Annotated in this window: 20 protein-coding genes; 5 read left to right on the forward strand and 15 right to left on the reverse strand. The window is 39.0% G+C overall.

Features of this window, described 5'->3' with window-relative positions:
- Positions 1–70: 70 nt before the first annotated feature.
- Entirely contained in the window at positions 71–541 is a 471-nt protein-coding gene (rpsG, locus tag ADM33_RS08285; RefSeq protein WP_000087876.1) for a 30S ribosomal protein S7, read from the reverse strand.
- A 19-nt stretch (positions 542–560) separates the two neighbouring features.
- Positions 561–977, reverse strand: a complete 417-nt coding sequence (rpsL, locus tag ADM33_RS08290) for a 30S ribosomal protein S12 (protein ID WP_001142333.1) — start codon at positions 975–977, stop codon at positions 561–563.
- A gap of 343 nt (positions 978–1,320) precedes the next feature.
- On the opposite strand from rpsL, the gene ADM33_RS08295 reads away from it, so the two are divergent.
- Positions 1,321–1,761, forward strand: a complete 441-nt coding sequence (locus ADM33_RS08295) for a LytTR family DNA-binding domain-containing protein (RefSeq protein WP_049504442.1) — start codon at positions 1,321–1,323, stop codon at positions 1,759–1,761.
- Positions 1,758–2,216 carry a DUF3021 domain-containing protein gene (locus ADM33_RS08300; protein WP_049504444.1) on the forward strand — a complete coding sequence of 153 codons (459 nt, stop codon included), beginning with the start codon at positions 1,758–1,760 and terminating at the stop codon, positions 2,214–2,216. The genes ADM33_RS08295 and ADM33_RS08300 overlap by 4 nt, the downstream gene beginning before the upstream one ends.
- A gap of 40 nt (positions 2,217–2,256) precedes the next feature.
- Here the strand turns inward: ADM33_RS08300 and mutS are convergent, their stop codons facing one another.
- Both mutS and argR read right to left on the reverse strand, forming a co-directional pair.
- Positions 2,257–4,791, reverse strand: a complete 2,535-nt coding sequence (gene mutS, locus ADM33_RS08305; protein WP_049504445.1) for a DNA mismatch repair protein MutS — start codon at positions 4,789–4,791, stop codon at positions 2,257–2,259.
- 47 nt (positions 4,792–4,838) lie between these two features.
- On the reverse strand, positions 4,839–5,285 hold the full coding sequence (argR, locus tag ADM33_RS08310; protein WP_001231485.1) for an arginine repressor: 447 nt from the start codon (positions 5,283–5,285) through the stop codon (positions 4,839–4,841).
- A 142-nt stretch (positions 5,286–5,427) separates the two neighbouring features.
- On the opposite strand from argR, the gene argS reads away from it, so the two are divergent.
- Positions 5,428–7,119 (forward strand): arginine--tRNA ligase, encoded by a 1,692-nt coding sequence (gene argS / locus ADM33_RS08315; protein ID WP_049504446.1) that lies wholly within the window; start codon positions 5,428–5,430, stop codon positions 7,117–7,119.
- 787 nt (positions 7,120–7,906) lie between these two features.
- Complete coding sequence (locus tag ADM33_RS08320; protein ID WP_049504447.1) at positions 7,907–8,155, forward strand: hypothetical protein; 249 nt, start codon at positions 7,907–7,909, stop codon at positions 8,153–8,155.
- Positions 8,156–8,187: 32 nt separating this feature from the next.
- Here ADM33_RS08320 and ADM33_RS08325 read toward each other — a convergent pair whose 3' ends face one another.
- Entirely contained in the window at positions 8,188–8,394 is a 207-nt protein-coding gene (locus ADM33_RS08325; protein ID WP_049504449.1) for a hypothetical protein, read from the reverse strand.
- A gap of 237 nt (positions 8,395–8,631) precedes the next feature.
- On the opposite strand from ADM33_RS08325, the gene ADM33_RS08330 reads away from it, so the two are divergent.
- The gene (locus ADM33_RS08330; RefSeq protein ID WP_049504451.1) at positions 8,632–9,894 is read left to right on the forward strand and encodes an NRAMP family divalent metal transporter; all 1,263 of its coding nucleotides are present in this window, start codon (positions 8,632–8,634) and stop codon (positions 9,892–9,894) included.
- A gap of 85 nt (positions 9,895–9,979) precedes the next feature.
- On the opposite strand, the gene nrdI is transcribed toward ADM33_RS08330, so the two are convergent.
- From nrdI to ADM33_RS08380, 10 genes are all read right to left on the reverse strand, one after another.
- Positions 9,980–10,447 (reverse strand): class Ib ribonucleoside-diphosphate reductase assembly flavoprotein NrdI, encoded by a 468-nt coding sequence (gene nrdI / locus ADM33_RS08335; protein ID WP_049504453.1) that lies wholly within the window; start codon positions 10,445–10,447, stop codon positions 9,980–9,982.
- Positions 10,448–10,522: 75 nt separating this feature from the next.
- Entirely contained in the window at positions 10,523–11,056 is a 534-nt protein-coding gene (locus ADM33_RS08340) for an ABC transporter permease (protein ID WP_049504454.1), read from the reverse strand.
- 61 nt (positions 11,057–11,117) lie between these two features.
- Positions 11,118–12,404: a response regulator transcription factor gene (locus ADM33_RS08345; RefSeq protein WP_049504456.1), complete on the reverse strand. Its 1,287-nt coding sequence runs from the start codon at positions 12,402–12,404 to the stop codon at positions 11,118–11,120.
- Between the two features lie 2 nt (positions 12,405–12,406).
- Positions 12,407–14,080, reverse strand: coding sequence for a sensor histidine kinase (locus ADM33_RS08350; RefSeq protein WP_080982716.1), 1,674 nt, complete (start codon positions 14,078–14,080; stop codon positions 12,407–12,409).
- Entirely contained in the window at positions 14,058–14,672 is a 615-nt protein-coding gene (locus tag ADM33_RS08355; RefSeq protein ID WP_049504458.1) for a YesL family protein, read from the reverse strand. The genes ADM33_RS08350 and ADM33_RS08355 overlap by 23 nt, the downstream gene beginning before the upstream one ends.
- A 630-nt stretch (positions 14,673–15,302) precedes the next feature.
- Complete coding sequence (locus ADM33_RS08360) at positions 15,303–15,509, reverse strand: CsbD family protein (RefSeq protein ID WP_049504460.1); 207 nt, start codon at positions 15,507–15,509, stop codon at positions 15,303–15,305.
- A gap of 37 nt (positions 15,510–15,546) precedes the next feature.
- Positions 15,547–16,164, reverse strand: coding sequence for an Asp23/Gls24 family envelope stress response protein (locus ADM33_RS08365; RefSeq protein WP_049504462.1), 618 nt, complete (start codon positions 16,162–16,164; stop codon positions 15,547–15,549).
- A 13-nt stretch (positions 16,165–16,177) separates the two neighbouring features.
- Positions 16,178–16,348, reverse strand: a complete 171-nt coding sequence (locus ADM33_RS08370; RefSeq protein WP_049504463.1) for a DUF2273 domain-containing protein — start codon at positions 16,346–16,348, stop codon at positions 16,178–16,180.
- A gap of 11 nt (positions 16,349–16,359) precedes the next feature.
- Entirely contained in the window at positions 16,360–16,923 is a 564-nt protein-coding gene (gene amaP / locus ADM33_RS08375) for an alkaline shock response membrane anchor protein AmaP (protein ID WP_049504465.1), read from the reverse strand.
- Positions 16,924–17,009: 86 nt separating this feature from the next.
- Complete coding sequence (locus tag ADM33_RS08380) at positions 17,010–17,249, reverse strand: GlsB/YeaQ/YmgE family stress response membrane protein (RefSeq protein WP_049504467.1); 240 nt, start codon at positions 17,247–17,249, stop codon at positions 17,010–17,012.
- Positions 17,250–17,483: the final 234 nt, after the last annotated feature.

Here is a 17,483-nt window from a genome sequence, read left to right on the forward strand (position 1 = left end):
TGTATTCGTCGAATACTGCGTCAGTTTCCTATTTTCACTTTGCATCCTTGCCGTTCCTAGCATCATGATTTTACCAACGGAAGTGTGCGAAGGCACGGTTAGCTTCAGCCATACGGTGAGTGTCTTCACGTTTCTTAACAGCTGCACCAGTGTTGTTAGCAGCATCCAAGATTTCTTTTGCAAGACGGTCTTGCATTGTGTGTTCACCACGAAGGCGAGCGATTGTTACCAACCAACGAAGTCCAAGTGTTGTACGACGTTCTGGACGAACTTCAACTGGGACTTGGTAGTTAGAACCACCAACACGACGTGCACGTACTTCAAGTACAGGCATGATGTTTTCCATAGCTGTTTCAAATACTTCAAGTGCATCGTTACCAGTAACTTCTTTGATTTGTTCAAAAGCACCGTAAACGATTGAAGCAGCTGTACCACGTTTACCGTCAAGCATAACGCGGTTGATAAGACGAGTAACTAATTGTGAATTGTAAAGCGGATCTGGCAATACGTCACGTTTTGGAGCTCTATTTTTACGACTCATTTCTCTTTATCCCCTTTCCTTATGCTTTTTTCGGACGTTTAGTACCGTATTTAGAACGGCCTTGTTTACGATCGTTAACACCTGCAGTATCAAGTGCACCACGGACGATATGGTAACGTACCCCTGGAAGGTCTTTTACACGACCACCGCGAAGAAGCACCACACTGTGCTCTTGCAAGTTGTGTCCGATACCTGGGATGTAGGCAGTAACTTCGATAAGGTTGCTCAAACGTACACGAGCAAATTTACGAAGGGCAGAGTTAGGTTTTTTAGGTGTCATAGTTCCAACACGAGTTGCAACACCACGTTTTTGTGGTGAAGAAACGTTTGTTTGAACTTTTTTATGACTGTTGTAACCAACGTTCAAAGCTGGTGATTTAGATTTTTCTACTTTTGATTTACGCGGTTTGCGAACCAATTGGTTAATTGTAGGCATCTACATTCTCCTGTGTTTTTTTTATTTTTGGTGATGATACACTTGGTGACAGCTATCATCTGTGTGTACTTTTGCAACATTTGTCAGCACGTCCCTGTACACTCTTGAGAGACCAAAAGTAAAAAGTACCGTCTATTATTGTACCACGTTTTTTCTATTTTTGTCAATATATTTCTACTTATTTTTTGACTTCTTTGCTCTTAAATTTAGTTGAAAACGCTCGCCTACCAGATAGACTCTTCAACCGACCACATAGACAAAGCTTCTTGTAATTGTCAACAAAATGGTGTTTAATAGATTTGTAAGTAAGAGATCTCTATTACAACTTTACAAAGGAGAAAATATGAAAGTTAGACTTGACATTGATCAACAATACGCCGAAGAACAAACCATCATAGAAGCACCATCTTTGTCCCCTAGAGTTCAAAAAGTTCAAGACTTTGTTCAATCACTGGATCAAAACGAAACTCTTAAAGGAAAATTCCAAGACCAGGTCTACTTGATTCAGATTAGTAAGATTCAACGTATATATATTGAAAATCGCAAAGTCTTAGCTGAAACGGATAGCCAAACCTACGCGCTCGACATTCGTCTTTACCAAGCAAGTGAAATTCTACCTGCTTCCTTTATCCAAATTTCCCAATCGGAAATTGTCAACATCGATGCTATTAGTCATCTAAAACTAACCTCTAACGGCTTGATTGAAATCTATCTAAAAAATGACAGTTTCACCTACTCATCTCGCCGTTACCTCAAAGCTATTAAGGAGAAATTAGAACTATGAAAAAACAAATTTTCCACGATGCCACAACTGGTGTCCTCATCGGCCTCATCCTATCTATTATCTTTTCTTTTATCTATTCACCAAGCAACTATGCACCACTTAGCCCCAACTCTTTGATTGGCCAATTCATGATCCAACAACAGGTACATGGCGCTCTAGTTTTGCTCTACTGTTCTATCATCTGGGCAGCTATCGGAGTCCTCTTTAGTTTTGGTAGCCGTCTCTTTGCCAAAGACTGGAGCCTTCTTCGTGCTACTGTCACTCACTTCTTCCTCATGCTATTAGGTTTTGTTCCTCTAGCAATTCTGGCAGGTTGGTTCCCACTTCGCTGGACTTCCCTTCTCCAACTTGTACCAGAATTTGCAATCGTCTACCTCATCATCTGGACTATTCTTTATAAAAGAGAATCAAAGAAGGTTGCCCACATCAACCAACTATTGGCTCAGAAAAAATAATACAACAGAAACCCACTCAGTCTTTTGAGTGGGTTTTGACTTATAATTTTTGCTTCCATTCTAACAAGAGATTCATGGCCTGCATCGGTGTCATATTGTACACATCTACTTTAGCCAATTCTGCTAGAATAGGATTTTCTTCCGCCGAGTCAAATAGGGAAATTTGTTCAGAGACTGCATTCGTTTGCCTCATTGGAGCAGGAGTCTCTGTTCCCTGGCTCTCTAATTGAGTTAAAATTGCATCTGCCCTTGCTAGCAAGTCTGCTGGCAAACCTGCAATCTTAGCAACATGAATACCGTACGATTTGTCTGCTGGACCTGGTTCAATCTTGTGAAGGAAGGTAACCTGTCCATTTTGCTCAAGCGTAGCCACGTGAACATTAACTAGATGTTCAAGACTAGTCTCAAGGCTAGTTAATTCATGGTAGTGTGTCGCAAAGAGGGTCTTGGCACCGATATGCTCATGGATGTACTCGATAATAGACTGGGCTAGAGCCATACCATCATAAGTTGCGGTTCCGCGTCCTAGCTCATCAAAGAGAATGAGAGAGTCCTTGGTAGCATGACTAATGGCATTATTGGCTTCCATCATCTCGACCATAAAGGTGGACTGACCAGACACCAAGTCATCTGCTGCCCCGATACGGGTAAAAATTGCATCAAAAATTGGCAAGTGAGCACTTTCTGCAGGCACATAAGAACCTATCTGGGCCATGACTGCTGTCATAGCTAGCTGACGCATATAGGTTGACTTCCCGCTCATATTAGGCCCTGTAATCAGCTGGATGCTAGTATCTTCACCCATTTGGATACTATTGGGAATATAGGTTTGGGCTCCCATGACCTTCTCAACGACAGCGTGACGACCTTTTTGAATGTCAATTCGCGAATCCTGACCAAACTCTGGACGGATCAGGTGTTGATTTTCTGCTACCACTGCCAAGCCTTGTAAGACATCGACAGTAGCTATTCCTTGGGCTAGGGCTTGCAGGCGTTGGATATACTTGCCAACCTCCTCACGGATCCGCATAAAAATTTCGTATTCAAGATTGGCTGATTTCTCACGCGCTTCTAACATTTCTCCTTCGATACGAGCCAACTCCTCTGTCCCAAAACGCTCCGAGTTTTTCAGCGTAGCCTTACGGAAAAAGTGGGCTGGTACGTTACCAAGCTGCGAATTGGTCACATGGAAATAGTAGCCGTCTTTTTTATTGTAGTCAATCTTGAGCGTACTGATGCCAGAGGTTTCTCTTTCCTTGCCCTCAATCTCAGCAATCCAGCTGGTTCCTTCTCTCAGTACCCGACGATACTTGTCCAAGGTCTCATCAAAGCCAGTCCGAATAATACCGCCTTCGGTAATCACGTGAGGAGCCTCAGGAGCGATGGCTGCGCTAATAAGACTTTCCAACTCAGGAATAGGATCTAATTGTTCAATCAGATAGGCAAGAGCTGGTTGCTCCATTCCTTCTAAAATTGCTCGAATTCGTGGAACACTTCCCAAGGTAGTCGCTAATTGCAAGAGGTCTTTAGGATTACTTTTCCCAAAAGACACACGACTAGCCAGACGCTCGATATCGTAGACTCCCTTGAGGCTTTCTGTCAAATCACTACGTTCAAAGAAATAATCCAGAAAGACCTGTACAACCTCCTGACGTTCAAGGATACGATCCTTGTCAATCAAGGGACGGTGGATCCAAGAGCGCAAAAGACGCATTCCCATGGCAGTCTTAGTTTCATCTAGCAACCAGAAAAGACTCCCTTGTTTCTTGCCAGAACGAGCATTTTCTACTAGATCTAAACTAGCCTTGGTTGCATAATCCATCTGCAAGAAATCCTTAATTTCATAACGGACAACTGGCTTCAAATGGTTGAGCTCTCTCATCTGAGTCCGATGAACATACTGGAGAAGCTTACTGCTGGCAGCTTGTTCAATTGGCGCCAAGCGTGGATCCAGCAGATGGATGTCTTCAAATAATTCTTTCTCATAAGAAAGTACCAAATTCATTTGACGGCTGAGAATCTGTTCTTCCTCTTCAGTTAAGGTATAGCCGATGACAACTTCTCTTGCCTTAAGATTTCGGATTTCACCACAGACCAGGGTAAAATCCAATAAACCTGTCACATAGAAATCACCCGTCACTAAGTCCATGTATGCCAAACCAAATTGCTGACCGTCACGGTCGATAGCCACCAAAAAGTTGTTTTGACTATCTGGTTTACTACTATCGACGACTGTACCAGGGGTAATCACCTGCACAACCTCGCGCTTAACAACCCCTACTGCCTGCTTAGGATCCTCCATCTGCTCAGCAATGGCAACCTTGTAGCCACGCTCCACTAAGACATCAATATACTGTTGTGCTGAGTGATAAGGAACTCCAGCCATGGGAATAGGATTTTCAGCATTCTTATTGCGACTGGTTAGTGAAATTTCTAGTATCTGGGCAGCATTGACTGCATCTTCGTAAAATAACTCATAAAAATCACCCATACGAAAGAGCAAAAAAGCATCTGGATATTGTTTTTTGATATCCACATACTGTTGCATGCCTGGTGATAATTTTTCTGTCGTCATCCATTCTCTCCTTGTTAAAAATAGTCTTGAGAGAGACTCCCAAGACCTTATCTATCCTTCATCAAATCTAACAAACGATCTTCCATGAGTTTAGCGACATGCTGATCTCGGCAAATCACCAATAGGGTATTGGCACCAGCAACTGTCCCTAAAATCCATTCATCCTTGTTGGCATCGACAACATTGGCTAAAACTGCGGCTTCACCCAATTTAGTGTGCAAAACTAAGGTAAACTCAGCTCTTGCTACACCTTCCAAATGATGGGATAAAAACTCAACCAGGTCAATCTTCTCTGTCTCATTTGCTAGTACGTAGTAGACCTTATCATTTTTCTTAACCTTGGTCAAGCCCAGTTCGCGAAGGTCACGCGACAATGTCGTTTGCGTCACAAAAACATTGCGTGCTTCCAACCGATCCTGGATCTCTTTTTGAGTCCCTAATTTTTCCTCAGTGATCATTTGTTTGATTAACTGATGGCGTTCTCTTTTTCTCATAACATCCTCTCGAGTGAATATTTATAACATTTTCAACTATTTAATAAGAACATTATACCAAAAAAACCGAATATTTCAAAAAAAATTCTTATCATTCCTCAAAATTGTGATAAAATAGAAGAAAAGTCCAAAGGAGTTTATAATGAATACAAAACAATTGATCGCTAACGAATTGGCTAGCGTCATTGAGAGCCTGGATCAAGAGGCTATTTTAAATTTACTAGAACAACCCAAAAACTCTGATATGGGAGACATCGCCTTCCCTGCCTTTACTCTAGCAAAAGTTGAGAGAAAAGCTCCACAAATGATTGCAGCAGATATCGCTGAAAAAATCAATAGCCAAGCCTTTGAAAAAGTCGTCGCTACTGGACCTTATGTTAACTTCTTCCTTGATAAAAATGCCATTTCTGCTCAAGTATTACAAGCTGTTATCACTGAAAAAGAACACTATGCTGACCAAAATATTGGTAAACAAGAAAATGTTGTTATCGACATGTCTAGTCCCAATATTGCTAAACCATTCTCTATTGGTCACCTGCGCTCAACTGTTATCGGAGATAGCTTGTCACATATTTTCCAAAAAATCGGTTATCGAACAGTCAAGGTCAACCATTTGGGAGACTGGGGTAAACAGTTTGGGATGCTGATCGTTGCCTACAAAAAATGGGGCGACGAAGAAGCTGTAAAAGCTCATCCGATTGATGAACTTCTTAAACTCTACGTTCGCATCAATGCTGAAGCTGAAAATGACCCTAGCTTGGATGAAGAAGCACGCGAATGGTTCCGTAAACTTGAAAATGGAGATGAGGAAGCTCTCGCACTTTGGCAATGGTTCCGTGATGAAAGTTTGGTGGAATTTAACCGCCTTTACAATGAATTGAAGGTTGAATTCGACAGCTACAACGGGGAAGCCTTTTACAATGACAAGATGGATGCAGTTGTAGATATCCTTTCTGAAAAAGGACTTTTGGTCGAATCAGAAGGTGCCCAAGTTGTTAATCTTGAAAAATATGGAATTGAACACCCAGCTCTTATCAAGAAATCTGACGGTGCAACTCTCTACATCACACGTGACTTGGCTGCAGCCCTTTACCGTAAAAACGAATATCAATTTGCCAAATCGATCTATGTCGTTGGTCAAGAACAATCTGCTCACTTTAAACAACTCAAGGCTGTCTTGCAAGAGATGGGTTACGATTGGAGTCAAGATATTGTCCATGTTCCTTTTGGATTGGTAACAAAAGAAGGGAAGAAACTCTCTACTCGTAAAGGGAATGTTATCTTGTTAGAGCCTACTGTCGCAGAAGCCATCAGTCGTGCCAAAGCGCAAATTGAAGCCAAAAATCCGGAACTTGAAAATAAAGACCAGGTTGCTCATGCTGTTGGAGTTGGAGCCATTAAATTCTATGACCTTAAAACTGACCGTACAAATGGATACGACTTCGATCTTGAAGCTATGGTATCCTTTGAAGGCGAGACTGGTCCTTATGTTCAATACGCCTATGCTCGTATCCAATCCATCTTGCGCAAAGCCGATTTCAAACCTGAAGCAGATGCCAACTATAGCTTGAATGATCCTGAAAGCTGGGAAATCATTAAACTCATCCAAGATTTCCCACGTATTATCAACCGTGCGGCGGATAACTTTGAACCTTCTATCATTGCTAAATTTGCAATTAGCTTAGCCCAAGCCTTTAACAAATACTATGCCCACACTCGTATCTTGGATGAAAGTCCAGAACGCGACAGTCGTCTAGCTCTCAGCTATGCAACAGCAGTTGTCCTCAAAGAAGCCCTTCGTTTGTTGGGTGTAGAAGCACCAGAGAAGATGTAATTCGTTACAAGAGACTGGAACTAAAGTTCCTAGTCTCTTGACGGCAATCGCTATCGGGCGATTTGCCTAAACGCCTTACTAATGCATCCAAATAATTAATATCGATTTATTTGGATGCATGTCGTGATCTATTAAATTAATTTATTACTAAGCAGTCTAAGTAACTAACGCCAAATCCTATTCGGACTTTGGCTAGGTGCTTCACTAGTCTTTCGATAGAAATATGATCGATTTCTACCGAAAAAAGTCGCAATCTTAAAGTTACTGGAATTAAAGTTCCTAATTGTTGGACGCTAGCTGCTTTTATGCGGACTAGCTAACTGCTTCACTAGTCATGGCCCCTAAATATAATCGATTTAGGGGCCACGACGTCGTAAATGAGGCGATTTGCCTAAACGCTTCACTAATTCACCTAACCAAATAATATCGATTTGGTTAGGCTCATGTCGTAGGCTTTTAATCACTTTATTGTAAAACAGTCTAAGTAACTAACGCCAAATCCTATTCAGAGTTTGGCTAGGCGCTTCACTAGTCTTTCGATAGAAATATTATCGATTTCTACCGAAAGACGTCGCAATCTTAAAGTTACGGGATTACAGAGCGATTTAAGCAACCAATCCTAAACCTCTATGACTTTTATTTGGTACTAGGGGCGGAGGGCTTTACATCCACTATTTTAGATTAGCGATTACTTGCCTAGTTTTTATATTGTCATTACTTGAAAAGCGAAAAATCTTTTTCGCTTTTCTCTTGCTATTAATTTCTTTATCACTAAGGGAGAGATTTTATGAGCCAATATGCTTATATTTTAGTTGTCATCAGTCTTGTCGCTCTTTTTCTCATCAACAAATACGAAAAGGAAAAACTACAAAGACTTCTACAAGAACAGCTGTTAAAGGATGAAGCTTTTCGAGCTACTATCAAGGAAAAAATTCAAACAACAGAAAACATCAACGATGTCATCGACTACATCAATAAAGGATATCGTTTGGGAATCATGATTTCAAAGGAAATTGTGGAAGACATCAGAAAATGAAAAAGGATTCGAGATGCATTTCTCGAGTCTTTTTATTTATTTCTGACAGCTAAGATTTCTACCAGGATAACAATCCCTAAGGATACCATGGTTCCAAATGGTGCTGCATCTTCATCAAAAATTTTCTCAGAGAACAGTAGCAGAGCAATCGCTAATAGTAGCAAAGCACTGCAAAGCATAATATCCTTGAAGCTTGGTTTGCGTTTTATATACTTTAAAAATCTATCTAGTTTACTCATTTCCTTATCCATTTCTACTAAGTATTTTTACATAATATCGCTCTATTTATCTTTATCTCTATTATAGCTCACTCTAGAACTAAAGCAAGCACGGTATCACTTTTTCTCTATTTCATTGTAAACTATTTTCACTATTTTCAAAATATTTTCAAAATTCACTTGCTTTTCTAATCATTTTTTTATAGAATAGAGTACATATCCAGATTATTCTGAAAATTTAATGATAGGAGATTAATTATGTCACAAGTTTCTTCGTTAAACCAATCAACATGGACAAGTAAACTTAAAGCAATGGGACCTGGTATCTTAATGGCTTCTGCGGCTGTAGGGGGATCACATATCGTATCTTCTACTCAAGCTGGTGGTTCTTATGGTTGGTCCCTACTACTCTTGGTCATATTAGCTAATGTTTTTAAATATCCATTTTTCCGTTTTGGTTCTGAATACACTGCTGATACTGGAAAAACCTTAGTCGAAGGTTATGCTGAAAAAGGGAAAATTTACCTCTGGATTTTCTTTCTACTCAATGTCTTTTCTGCTATGGTCAATACTGCTGGTGTTGCTATCCTTTGTTCAGCCATCATCGCTAGTGCATTTCCAATGATTGGACTAAGCATCACTCAATGGTCTCTCATACTTGTGGCAATCATTTGGGCTATGTTGCTCTTTGGAGGCTACAAACTTTTGGATGGTATGGCAAAATGGATCATGTCTGCCTTAACCATTGCAACTGTTCTTGCAGTTATTATTGCTGCTATTAAGCATCCAGAGTACAGTTCTGATTTTGTTGAAAAAACACCTTGGCAAATGGCTGCACTTCCCTTTATCGTTTCTCTCTTAGGATGGATGCCTGCACTTATTGAAATTTCAGCCATTAACTCACTTTGGTCTGCTGAAAAGAAAAAGACTGTCAACTTTAATACAGAAGATGCTCTTTTCGATTTTAACGTAGGTTATATTGGAACAGCCATTCTTGCAGTATTCTTTGTAGCACTCGGAGCGCTTATTCAGTATCCTACAGGACAAGCAGTTGAAGCCGCTTCTGCCAAATACATCTCTCAATTTGTAGGTATGTATGCTTCTGTACTTGGTGAATGGTCTCGTTACTTAATCACCTTTATCGCTTTCCTCTGTATCTTTGGAACAGTTATCACTGTTATCGATGGTTATTCTCGTGTTAACCAGGTTTCCCTTCGTCTCCTAGCTAATCAAAAGGATGACGATAGCAAATCTTTGAAAATCTGGATGACCATCACAGCTATCATTGGTATTGTTATTATCAAATTCTTTGCAGGTCAAGTGTCAACCATGCTTCGCTTTGCCATGATTGGTTCTTTCCTCACAACACCATTCTTTGCCCTTTTAAACTATGTCTTAGTCACACGTGAGAACAAAAACCTTCCTTCTTGGCTGAAACTGCTCGCTATTGCAGGACTGATTTTCCTATTTGGTTTTGCAATCTTCTTTATCTACGCACTCGCTATCGGAAAAGCAGGTTAGTTTATAAAGTAGCACCCACCTTGGGTGCTTTTTTGCGTATTCAAAAAGCAGTTGAGAAGCCCAACTGCTACATCAAATGATTCTATTAATCCGTATTCAACTCGTATAAGTCCGCAATAATCCCTGCGACCTTCTTGATATCTCCCAGCATTCCACGCATCTCAAAGTCAGCTAGAACGGGGAAACCAAAGCGTTGGCTGTATTGTTTTGCCGTCAAACAGTATTGGTTGTTAAAGTTACGATTGCCTGATCCTACGACACCAAAACACTTGCTGGCATTGTCACCGTAAGCTATAAAGTCCCCTACTGGAGTGGTCAAAATCTCCACATCACCATTGTCAACTCCATTGCCACCTTCTAGATAAGTCGGTAGAAAAGCGACATATGGATTGGTCATCTCAAAGAAATTCTCTCCCTCCTTGACCAAATCTTTAATATGGATCTTTTCCACTTCAATGTTCCCATACTGTTCTAAAAGGTATGCCTTCAGACGTGTGACGAAACTTTCAGTATTTCCACTCAGACTGATATAGACTAAGGAAATTTTTTTCATGCTCTCCTCCTTCTTTTTTGAATTCAAAAAAATAACTACCAAGATTGTATCTTGATAGTTATCCTTTGTCAACTCTTAGGCCAGTTCTTCCTCTTCTTGAGCTTCTGTTAATTCTTTTTGCTGACGCCACATTTTATAGAAGACGATTGCTAAGAAGATAACATTGAGTACGATCCCCAAAATAGCTGAACCTTTGGCACCAAGCTCCGCTCCCATACGGATGTTAGGGTCTGTAAAAAGTGAAACCGCATCCTGAACGCCGATAAAGTTGTAGATAGAACCAACGATGGCAACGAAGACATAAGCAAGATAAGTGTAGTTAGCCAATTGAAGGTTTTTACGAATAAGGAAAACCAAAGCCACAACAACCAGAATAACAGATAAGACAACCAAGAGAATGCTGAAGATAGAATGACCATGCTCCGATACCTTAATGGTGTAAGCAACGAGCTCCTTTGCATAAGTAGCATTAACACCTGATGCTGATGTTTCTAGATTGCTCATACCCTCCGCAGTAGGTACTGGAGATATGATTCCAAATAGTGACATTGCTGAGAGTAAGGCTGAAAAAATCAGTAATACCCATAGATAGATTGGTTTCTTTTTCATCAAAGCAACCCCCTTATGTTTTTTAGTTTATTATAGCATATTTTAACAAGCAAAACAAATCTTATAAGTTTGCTTCCACCTGTTTACGGTAGGCTTTAGGAGACTTCCCACATAGTTTTCGAAAGACCTTATAGAAATAACCAACATTACTGTAACCAACCGTATAGCAAATGTCCTCAATACTATCATTTGTAGATAATAAGAGTTGCTGGGCGGCCTTGATGCGTTGCTTATTGAGAAGTTCAGCAAAGGTTGAATTGGTTTCCTTCTTGATTAGCTGGCCCAAATAAACGGGATTGATAAAGAGATCCTTGCTGATATCCTTGAGGGAAAGTTCTTTTTTGTAGTCTCTACCAATGACTTCAAGCACACTAACTACATTTTCATTCATGCGGTATTGGCCAAAGAAGGAAGTCAAGGTCTCTTTGGTATAAGCGACTAAGTCCTCAAAAGTTGTAATGGCATGGATGTTCTTGACAATATCTGTCATGTCGTCTGCCTTCAAATGCTCAAAAAGATGGAAAACATCCATCACAAACTGAGTAAAGAGTTGCTTAGTAATGGATACCCTCGGTGTATTTTCAAGAACAATCTTCTCAAGTAAGGTCAACTCCTCGATAATCTGCTGGAGATTCCCCTGGATAATCACTCGATAAATGGGTTCGTAGTAAGAAAAGAGACTTTCAGACTGATCTAAATTGACCGAACCATAAAAGAGTGCCTTTTCTACATTAAATTTCCATTTTTCAAAGTTGGCTTGATACGGTGCTTCAAAAGGCATGACCAACAAGCCCTCAAATTCCTGATCAGCAAGGACAATTTGCCAATCTTGCCCCAGAACGTAGTAAGGAATGACAAAATTCCCTTGTTTTTCCTTGGAAAGTCCGATCCACCAATTTTCTTTTTGGCTGAGATGAGCCTTGAATGCTTCTTCATCTAGTTGCTGACTCAATATTTCTGGCTCATGAGATTTTTCACCAAGCTGACTGGCAATCTTTTCAAGCAAGCGTTCAAGCTCAACCTTATCGACTGGTTTGACCAGATAATCAACGACATTGAGATTCATGGCTTTTTTGACATAGTCAAATTCTTGGTAGCCTGAAAGGAGGATATAGTATGCATTTGGCAACAACTCCTTCATCTCCCCAATCATCTCAAGCCCTGTCTTGTCAGGCATATTGACATCTGAAATGACAATATCGACGGGATGTTCTCGTACGTAGTCCAGAGCGTCGTCAGCATGATTGGCTGTTGCAACGACTTCCATATCCCATTTGTCAAAAGGAATCAAACGTTTGAGTCCTTCTGTAATCATGTACTCATCGTCAACTAAAAGTACTTTATACATCTTTATCCTTTCTCTTCATTTTGAATGGTGATTCGATAGCGAACACCTTCTTTTTCAACTGATTCTACATTGATATCATATCGGTCGCCAAAGTAGAGTACAAAGCGCTCATGCACATTGACAATCCCAATGGACTGGCGTTTCCCACTATAATCCACCGTATGTTCAAAGGTTCTCTGAGCTAATTTAGCTTGGATCTCTGCTAGCTTATCAGCAGGCATTCCGCGTCCATTATCCGTAAGCAAAATCTCAACATAGCCATCTTTTTTCAAAGCCTTGATACTGATCACATTATCTGTACGTCGATGATCAACTCCGTGGGCAAAATAATTTTCCACCAAGGGTTGGAGGGTGAATTTTGGAATGCGCATTTCTTCCAATCCAGGGTCGATTTTAAATCCGTAAGCAATGGATTTTGGATAACGCACCATACAGAGATAACTGTACTTCCGACAAAATTCCACTTCTTGCTTTAATGTTGTTTCTCGCTCATCAGAGATGTTGTTACGCAAGAGACTACTGAATTCGTAGATAATATCCGCTAATTCATTTTGATTCTCCATCACAGCATACATCCGCAAAAACTCCAGAGTATTGTACATGAAATGTGGATTTATCTGAGCTTGTAGGGCACGCATATTTGCATCTTTTTGGCTCAGTTCAAGCTGATAAATATCATGGATATTTCTCTCCAATCGATCCAACATATCATTTGTTGTCTCAGCGATTAAAAGTAATTCCTGGTCTTTTTTCGTGAGATCAATTCTTTTTCCCTGCTCCCCTTGCGCAATATCATGGATTGTTTCCACTAGGTCAACAACCTGTGTTTGATACTTCGAAAATGTTTTTTTCAAGGTTACATATAAAATAACGATAAAGAGAAGACTCAAAGCAAGAATAAAGACAGAACTAGAGATACTACCACTAAGGACATAACCTCGCGGAACAGCAACTTGAACCTGATAACCATGAGCAGTCTCGTCTTGCAACCATTCCTCTCGATCACTTTTTTCACCTTGGTGAAACATTTCCGTTTCAAAAGGAGAGGTTATGCTCACAGCAATTGGGATATTTCCTCTGGTATTGTCAATAGCCTTATAAAAAACATCGGAAGATACAGAAACATAAATAACTCCAAGAGCTTGATCCGATACGGGATCGGATACGGGAACGGCAAAACTATTAGCATCTGGCTTAAAGGCGTCTGCAGAAACCTTGTAACCACTACGATTGTCCCTAGTCGAAACATAAACTTCTGTCGAATCTTGCAAGACAATGGCTACACCCGTTACAAAATCATTGCGCACATAAAGGTCATCGATATTTTCATAAATGGATACAGAAATATAGGGTGATGCCTTACGCTCCAGTTGCCAATAGAAATAATCTGGTGTACTAAGGCTAAAATACTTATAAATTCCCTCGATTCGCGCTTGATTATCTACTAAACTTTGAGCTGAACGCGCTGACTCTCGATAGTAATACTCAACCTCACTCACCGTCCGAGTCAAAACCCGCTGGGAAACCTGTCTTGCTTCTTTTTCGCGACTATCCCAGTTTACATAGGAAATCAAAAGAGCAAAACTAGCAATGATGACAATCATCACCCAACTATAGGTTCTAAGGAGCGAATGAAGCCAAAACTGTTTCATTCTATTTGGACGCCAATTTTTCATGAATGTTTTCATAAACAGGCTCCAATAAATCACTAATAAAGAAATGCCACATTCCAACCCCTACAAAAATAATGAGTGCTGGCATATAGAAGCCAATGATGGCTAACAAGACGCTACCAAGAAGAACCTTGGCCACTGCTGACAAGCTCATAAAAATTCCGATAAAGGCTAGCTTTAAGGTATTTTGATAGGATAAGTCAAAATAAACTTGCATTTTTAAAGACACAGTATAGGCCAAAAATACCAAAGCTACCAGAAAGATATTTAAAAATGTTGCTGCCAAGTGGATAATGGTCTGATGCGGCAATTGGATCATGAGATACAAACCATAAATCAAGATCAAGTCAAGTCCCATAAAGGTGTAGAAACTGAGATTGCTTTTAACAAAATTGCTCTTGTAAAGAGTCCAAGCCTCTTTAAAACCATAGGCACGGTATGAATAGCCGTGTTCTGCAAATAAACTCATGAGAGTCGCACTAGCTGGCGCTATACCAAAGACTACTCCTCCTGCTAGTGTCAATAACCAAAAATAAACCGTTGCAATCATCCCCAAAAAGAAACGATGAAAGACTAGCTCAATAAAATTTCCCACGGTTTGCCTCCAAAAAAATAATCTAGAACTATTATAACATATTTCAAGCGCTCTCAAAAATAGGAGGAGAGAAAAGGCAGTGAGAGTTGAACTTGCTACCTTTTAGAAGCAAGTTCGGAGCAGGTATCCATCCTTGTCAAATGGCCAAATGTTAGTTTATAAAGGATAAATATAATTGTTTAATAATGTTATTTGTGCTATAATAAATATAGATAGAGATACCGATTAATAATCAAAGAATAAAGGCTTTACCAAGGCAGATGGATATGTTTGAAAATTAGATAATTACTATTCAACTTATTTACTGGATTAACAAAATAACGAAAGGAGTTTGGACCATGACTGTTTTTATTTTAAGAACTACCTTGTTTTTTGTTGTGCTTGGATTGAGTCTTTTCTCTGATAAATTGTTCAAACAACAATATGTAAAAATCGTAAAAATAATTTGCACTATAATCTTATTATTCGTTTCATTATCATATCTGTTCTAAGTTATTTTAAGAATACAGGAATTTGTTTGTCCTGTATTCTTTTTTTCTCTATAAAACGTGCATTGATAAAAACGAATAACAAAAACACCCCGTTTATGCGGGGTGCAGTAAAGAGAATTAAAAAGGTGATATAATCTAATTATTTTTCTTCATCTTTATGAAGCATGTTTTTTACACCTTCAACGACACCTTCTACAGCATCTTTTGCATCTTCAGCAACTTCTTTCACTTTAGAAACAACTTTTTCAGCAGCTCCTTCTTTTTCAAGTTCTTTATCGCCGATCAATTTGCCAACGCCTTCTTTAACAGATCCTGCTGCTTGGTTTAATTTTTCTTCTGTAGACATAAGTATGTCCTCCTTTTATTTTTTTCTAAATTAGTAATTATTGAACACGTGGTTCTGCTTTGGCTGCAGCGTCTTTAACAGTTTCAACACCTTGACCAACTTTTTCTTGAACAAATTCAGCGCCTTCGCCAAGTTTTTCTTGTGCTACTGCAACACCTGAACCGATACCAGATTTCACTCTTGAGAATTGTTCTGACGCGAACTCGCCTGTTGATTCTGCCACGTCAGTTACACGATCTTGAAGGCTAACTGAGTCTGCTTCATGTTGTTCTTTAGTTTTGATGTCAACAACATTAACGTTAACTTCAACTACTTCTAGATCAGTCATTTTTGCAACTTCTGATACGATAACGTCTTTGATTTCCTTGTATAGAGTTGGAACGTTTTTTCTGTACTCTACAATAACGTTCAAGTCAACTGCTACTTGTTCTTTACCAACTTCAACGTTAACACCGTGTGTTACATCGTTAGTATTGACAAGTTTTTCTGTAAGATTTGAGAAAAATCCGCCATCAACATGTAATAGTCCTGGGACTTTATCTAGTGAAAGGCCGATAATTTTTTGAATAACTTTATCTTCGTAAGTTAATTCTCCTCGAACATCTTTAGAAACAACATCTTGTTTTTCATTTGCATTTTTTTCTACGTTTGACATATGAAACTCCTTTTTATTTATTTAAATAATTCTTCTGTACATAGTATCCCAACCAAATTCCTAAAGCTCCACAAATTAAAACAAACATCGTTTTAAAGAAACCAAAGGATAGAATGAGGCAGGCTAGAATAATACCTACTACTCCACATAGGATTGGGTATTGATGTTTTTTAAACCATTCCATTTTTTACTTCCTTACTTTACACGACTAACAATTTTCTTAGCTGCTTTTTGAGGGTCATATTCTTTCACTGAAACTTCCAGTTTAACCTCTCGATCAATGCCAAAGAATTCTTTCAATCCTTGAGTAATTTCGTTTTGAACTACTTCAAATTTGTTAGCAATGTTATCTGAAAGAACAGTTGTACCTTCTACAGAAACGAAACATTTCTTTTTCCGAGTTTGTACTTTGATTTTAGGATCTTTAACTAACTTATGATCAAGAACCAAGCATCGAACAAATCCTTCGATAGCTGAATTTTTTAGTTTTAATTTATCGTCTTTAGTTCCAAGTTTTATTTCCAGATATTGTCTAGGATAAAACAGGATTACTAAGACCCATAATAAAACTAAGATAGACAGGCCTAGAAGCCCCCAAAATACATATCTAGCGAGATAATATTCAAATGATGTCTGTCGCCAGCTAGTCAATTGAATTCCTAAATCACTAACCTGGTGATAATCTATCAAAATAGGAAGGAAAATTGTCAAGATTAAAATACAGAAAATAAGTAATAATATTTTCTTTGATTTTGACATATAAAATCCTTTCAATTAAAGCACTAAACTATAGGTTTACCCGTCAATACTAAATTTAAATCTATAGCTTATGATTGAGTAAAAAGTTAACCTTTTTTACCCAAAAGGAATGATACTACAGCGACAACAATCACCGCACCAGCAATCGATGGAATAATTGACATTCCCGCTAGAGAAGGTCCCCATGTCCCAAAAAGCGATTGGCCGACGGATGACCCAATTAAACCAGCAAAAATATTTGCAATGATTCCCATTGAACCACCTTTTTTAGTAATTGCTCCTGCAGCGAGACCGATAAAACCTCCTACAATAATGGACCACAACATAATATGCACCCTCCTTTCACAACCCCAATATATTTGGGTTAAATATAGTATATCATAATGTGAGAGCGCACACAAATTATATGCTCACGAATATATGCTTTAATAAAATTGATGTTTGATTTTAAAAAACTACACGAAAAATGTAATTATTTAGTTAATTTTTATTGAAATTGGCAAAAAGAAAAAACGCTTGAAATCAGCGTTTTTCTTATGTATTGATTCGTATTGAATGCT

This window comes from Streptococcus oralis, from assembly GCF_001075875.1.
GTDB lineage: Bacteria > Bacillota > Bacilli > Lactobacillales > Streptococcaceae > Streptococcus > Streptococcus oralis_I.

Bases quoted from the DNA above. Each gene is read 5' to 3' on its own strand.
- rpsG (WP_000087876.1), bottom strand. From the start codon at position 541: ATGAGTCGTAAAAATAGAGCTCCAAAACGTGACGTATTGCCAGATCCG.
- rpsL (WP_001142333.1), bottom strand. From the start codon at position 977: ATGCCTACAATTAACCAATTGGTTCGCAAACCGCGTAAATCAAAAGTA.
- ADM33_RS08295 (WP_049504442.1), top strand. From the start codon at position 1,321: ATGAAAGTTAGACTTGACATTGATCAACAATACGCCGAAGAACAAACC.
- ADM33_RS08300 (WP_049504444.1), top strand. From the start codon at position 1,758: ATGAAAAAACAAATTTTCCACGATGCCACAACTGGTGTCCTCATCGGC.
- mutS (WP_049504445.1), bottom strand. From the start codon at position 4,791: ATGACGACAGAAAAATTATCACCAGGCATGCAACAGTATGTGGATATC.
- argR (WP_001231485.1), bottom strand. From the start codon at position 5,285: ATGAGAAAAAGAGAACGCCATCAGTTAATCAAACAAATGATCACTGAG.
- argS (WP_049504446.1), top strand. From the start codon at position 5,428: ATGAATACAAAACAATTGATCGCTAACGAATTGGCTAGCGTCATTGAG.
- ADM33_RS08320 (WP_049504447.1), top strand. From the start codon at position 7,907: ATGAGCCAATATGCTTATATTTTAGTTGTCATCAGTCTTGTCGCTCTT.
- ADM33_RS08325 (WP_049504449.1), bottom strand. From the start codon at position 8,394: ATGAGTAAACTAGATAGATTTTTAAAGTATATAAAACGCAAACCAAGC.
- ADM33_RS08330 (WP_049504451.1), top strand. From the start codon at position 8,632: ATGTCACAAGTTTCTTCGTTAAACCAATCAACATGGACAAGTAAACTT.
- nrdI (WP_049504453.1), bottom strand. From the start codon at position 10,447: ATGAAAAAAATTTCCTTAGTCTATATCAGTCTGAGTGGAAATACTGAA.
- ADM33_RS08340 (WP_049504454.1), bottom strand. From the start codon at position 11,056: ATGAAAAAGAAACCAATCTATCTATGGGTATTACTGATTTTTTCAGCC.
- ADM33_RS08345 (WP_049504456.1), bottom strand. From the start codon at position 12,404: ATGTATAAAGTACTTTTAGTTGACGATGAGTACATGATTACAGAAGGA.
- ADM33_RS08350 (WP_080982716.1), bottom strand. From the start codon at position 14,080: ATGAAAAATTGGCGTCCAAATAGAATGAAACAGTTTTGGCTTCATTCG.
- ADM33_RS08360 (WP_049504460.1), bottom strand. From the start codon at position 15,509: ATGTCTACAGAAGAAAAATTAAACCAAGCAGCAGGATCTGTTAAAGAA.
- ADM33_RS08365 (WP_049504462.1), bottom strand. From the start codon at position 16,164: ATGTCAAACGTAGAAAAAAATGCAAATGAAAAACAAGATGTTGTTTCT.
- ADM33_RS08370 (WP_049504463.1), bottom strand. From the start codon at position 16,348: ATGGAATGGTTTAAAAAACATCAATACCCAATCCTATGTGGAGTAGTA.
- amaP (WP_049504465.1), bottom strand. From the start codon at position 16,923: ATGTCAAAATCAAAGAAAATATTATTACTTATTTTCTGTATTTTAATC.
- ADM33_RS08380 (WP_049504467.1), bottom strand. From the start codon at position 17,249: ATGTTGTGGTCCATTATTGTAGGAGGTTTTATCGGTCTCGCTGCAGGA.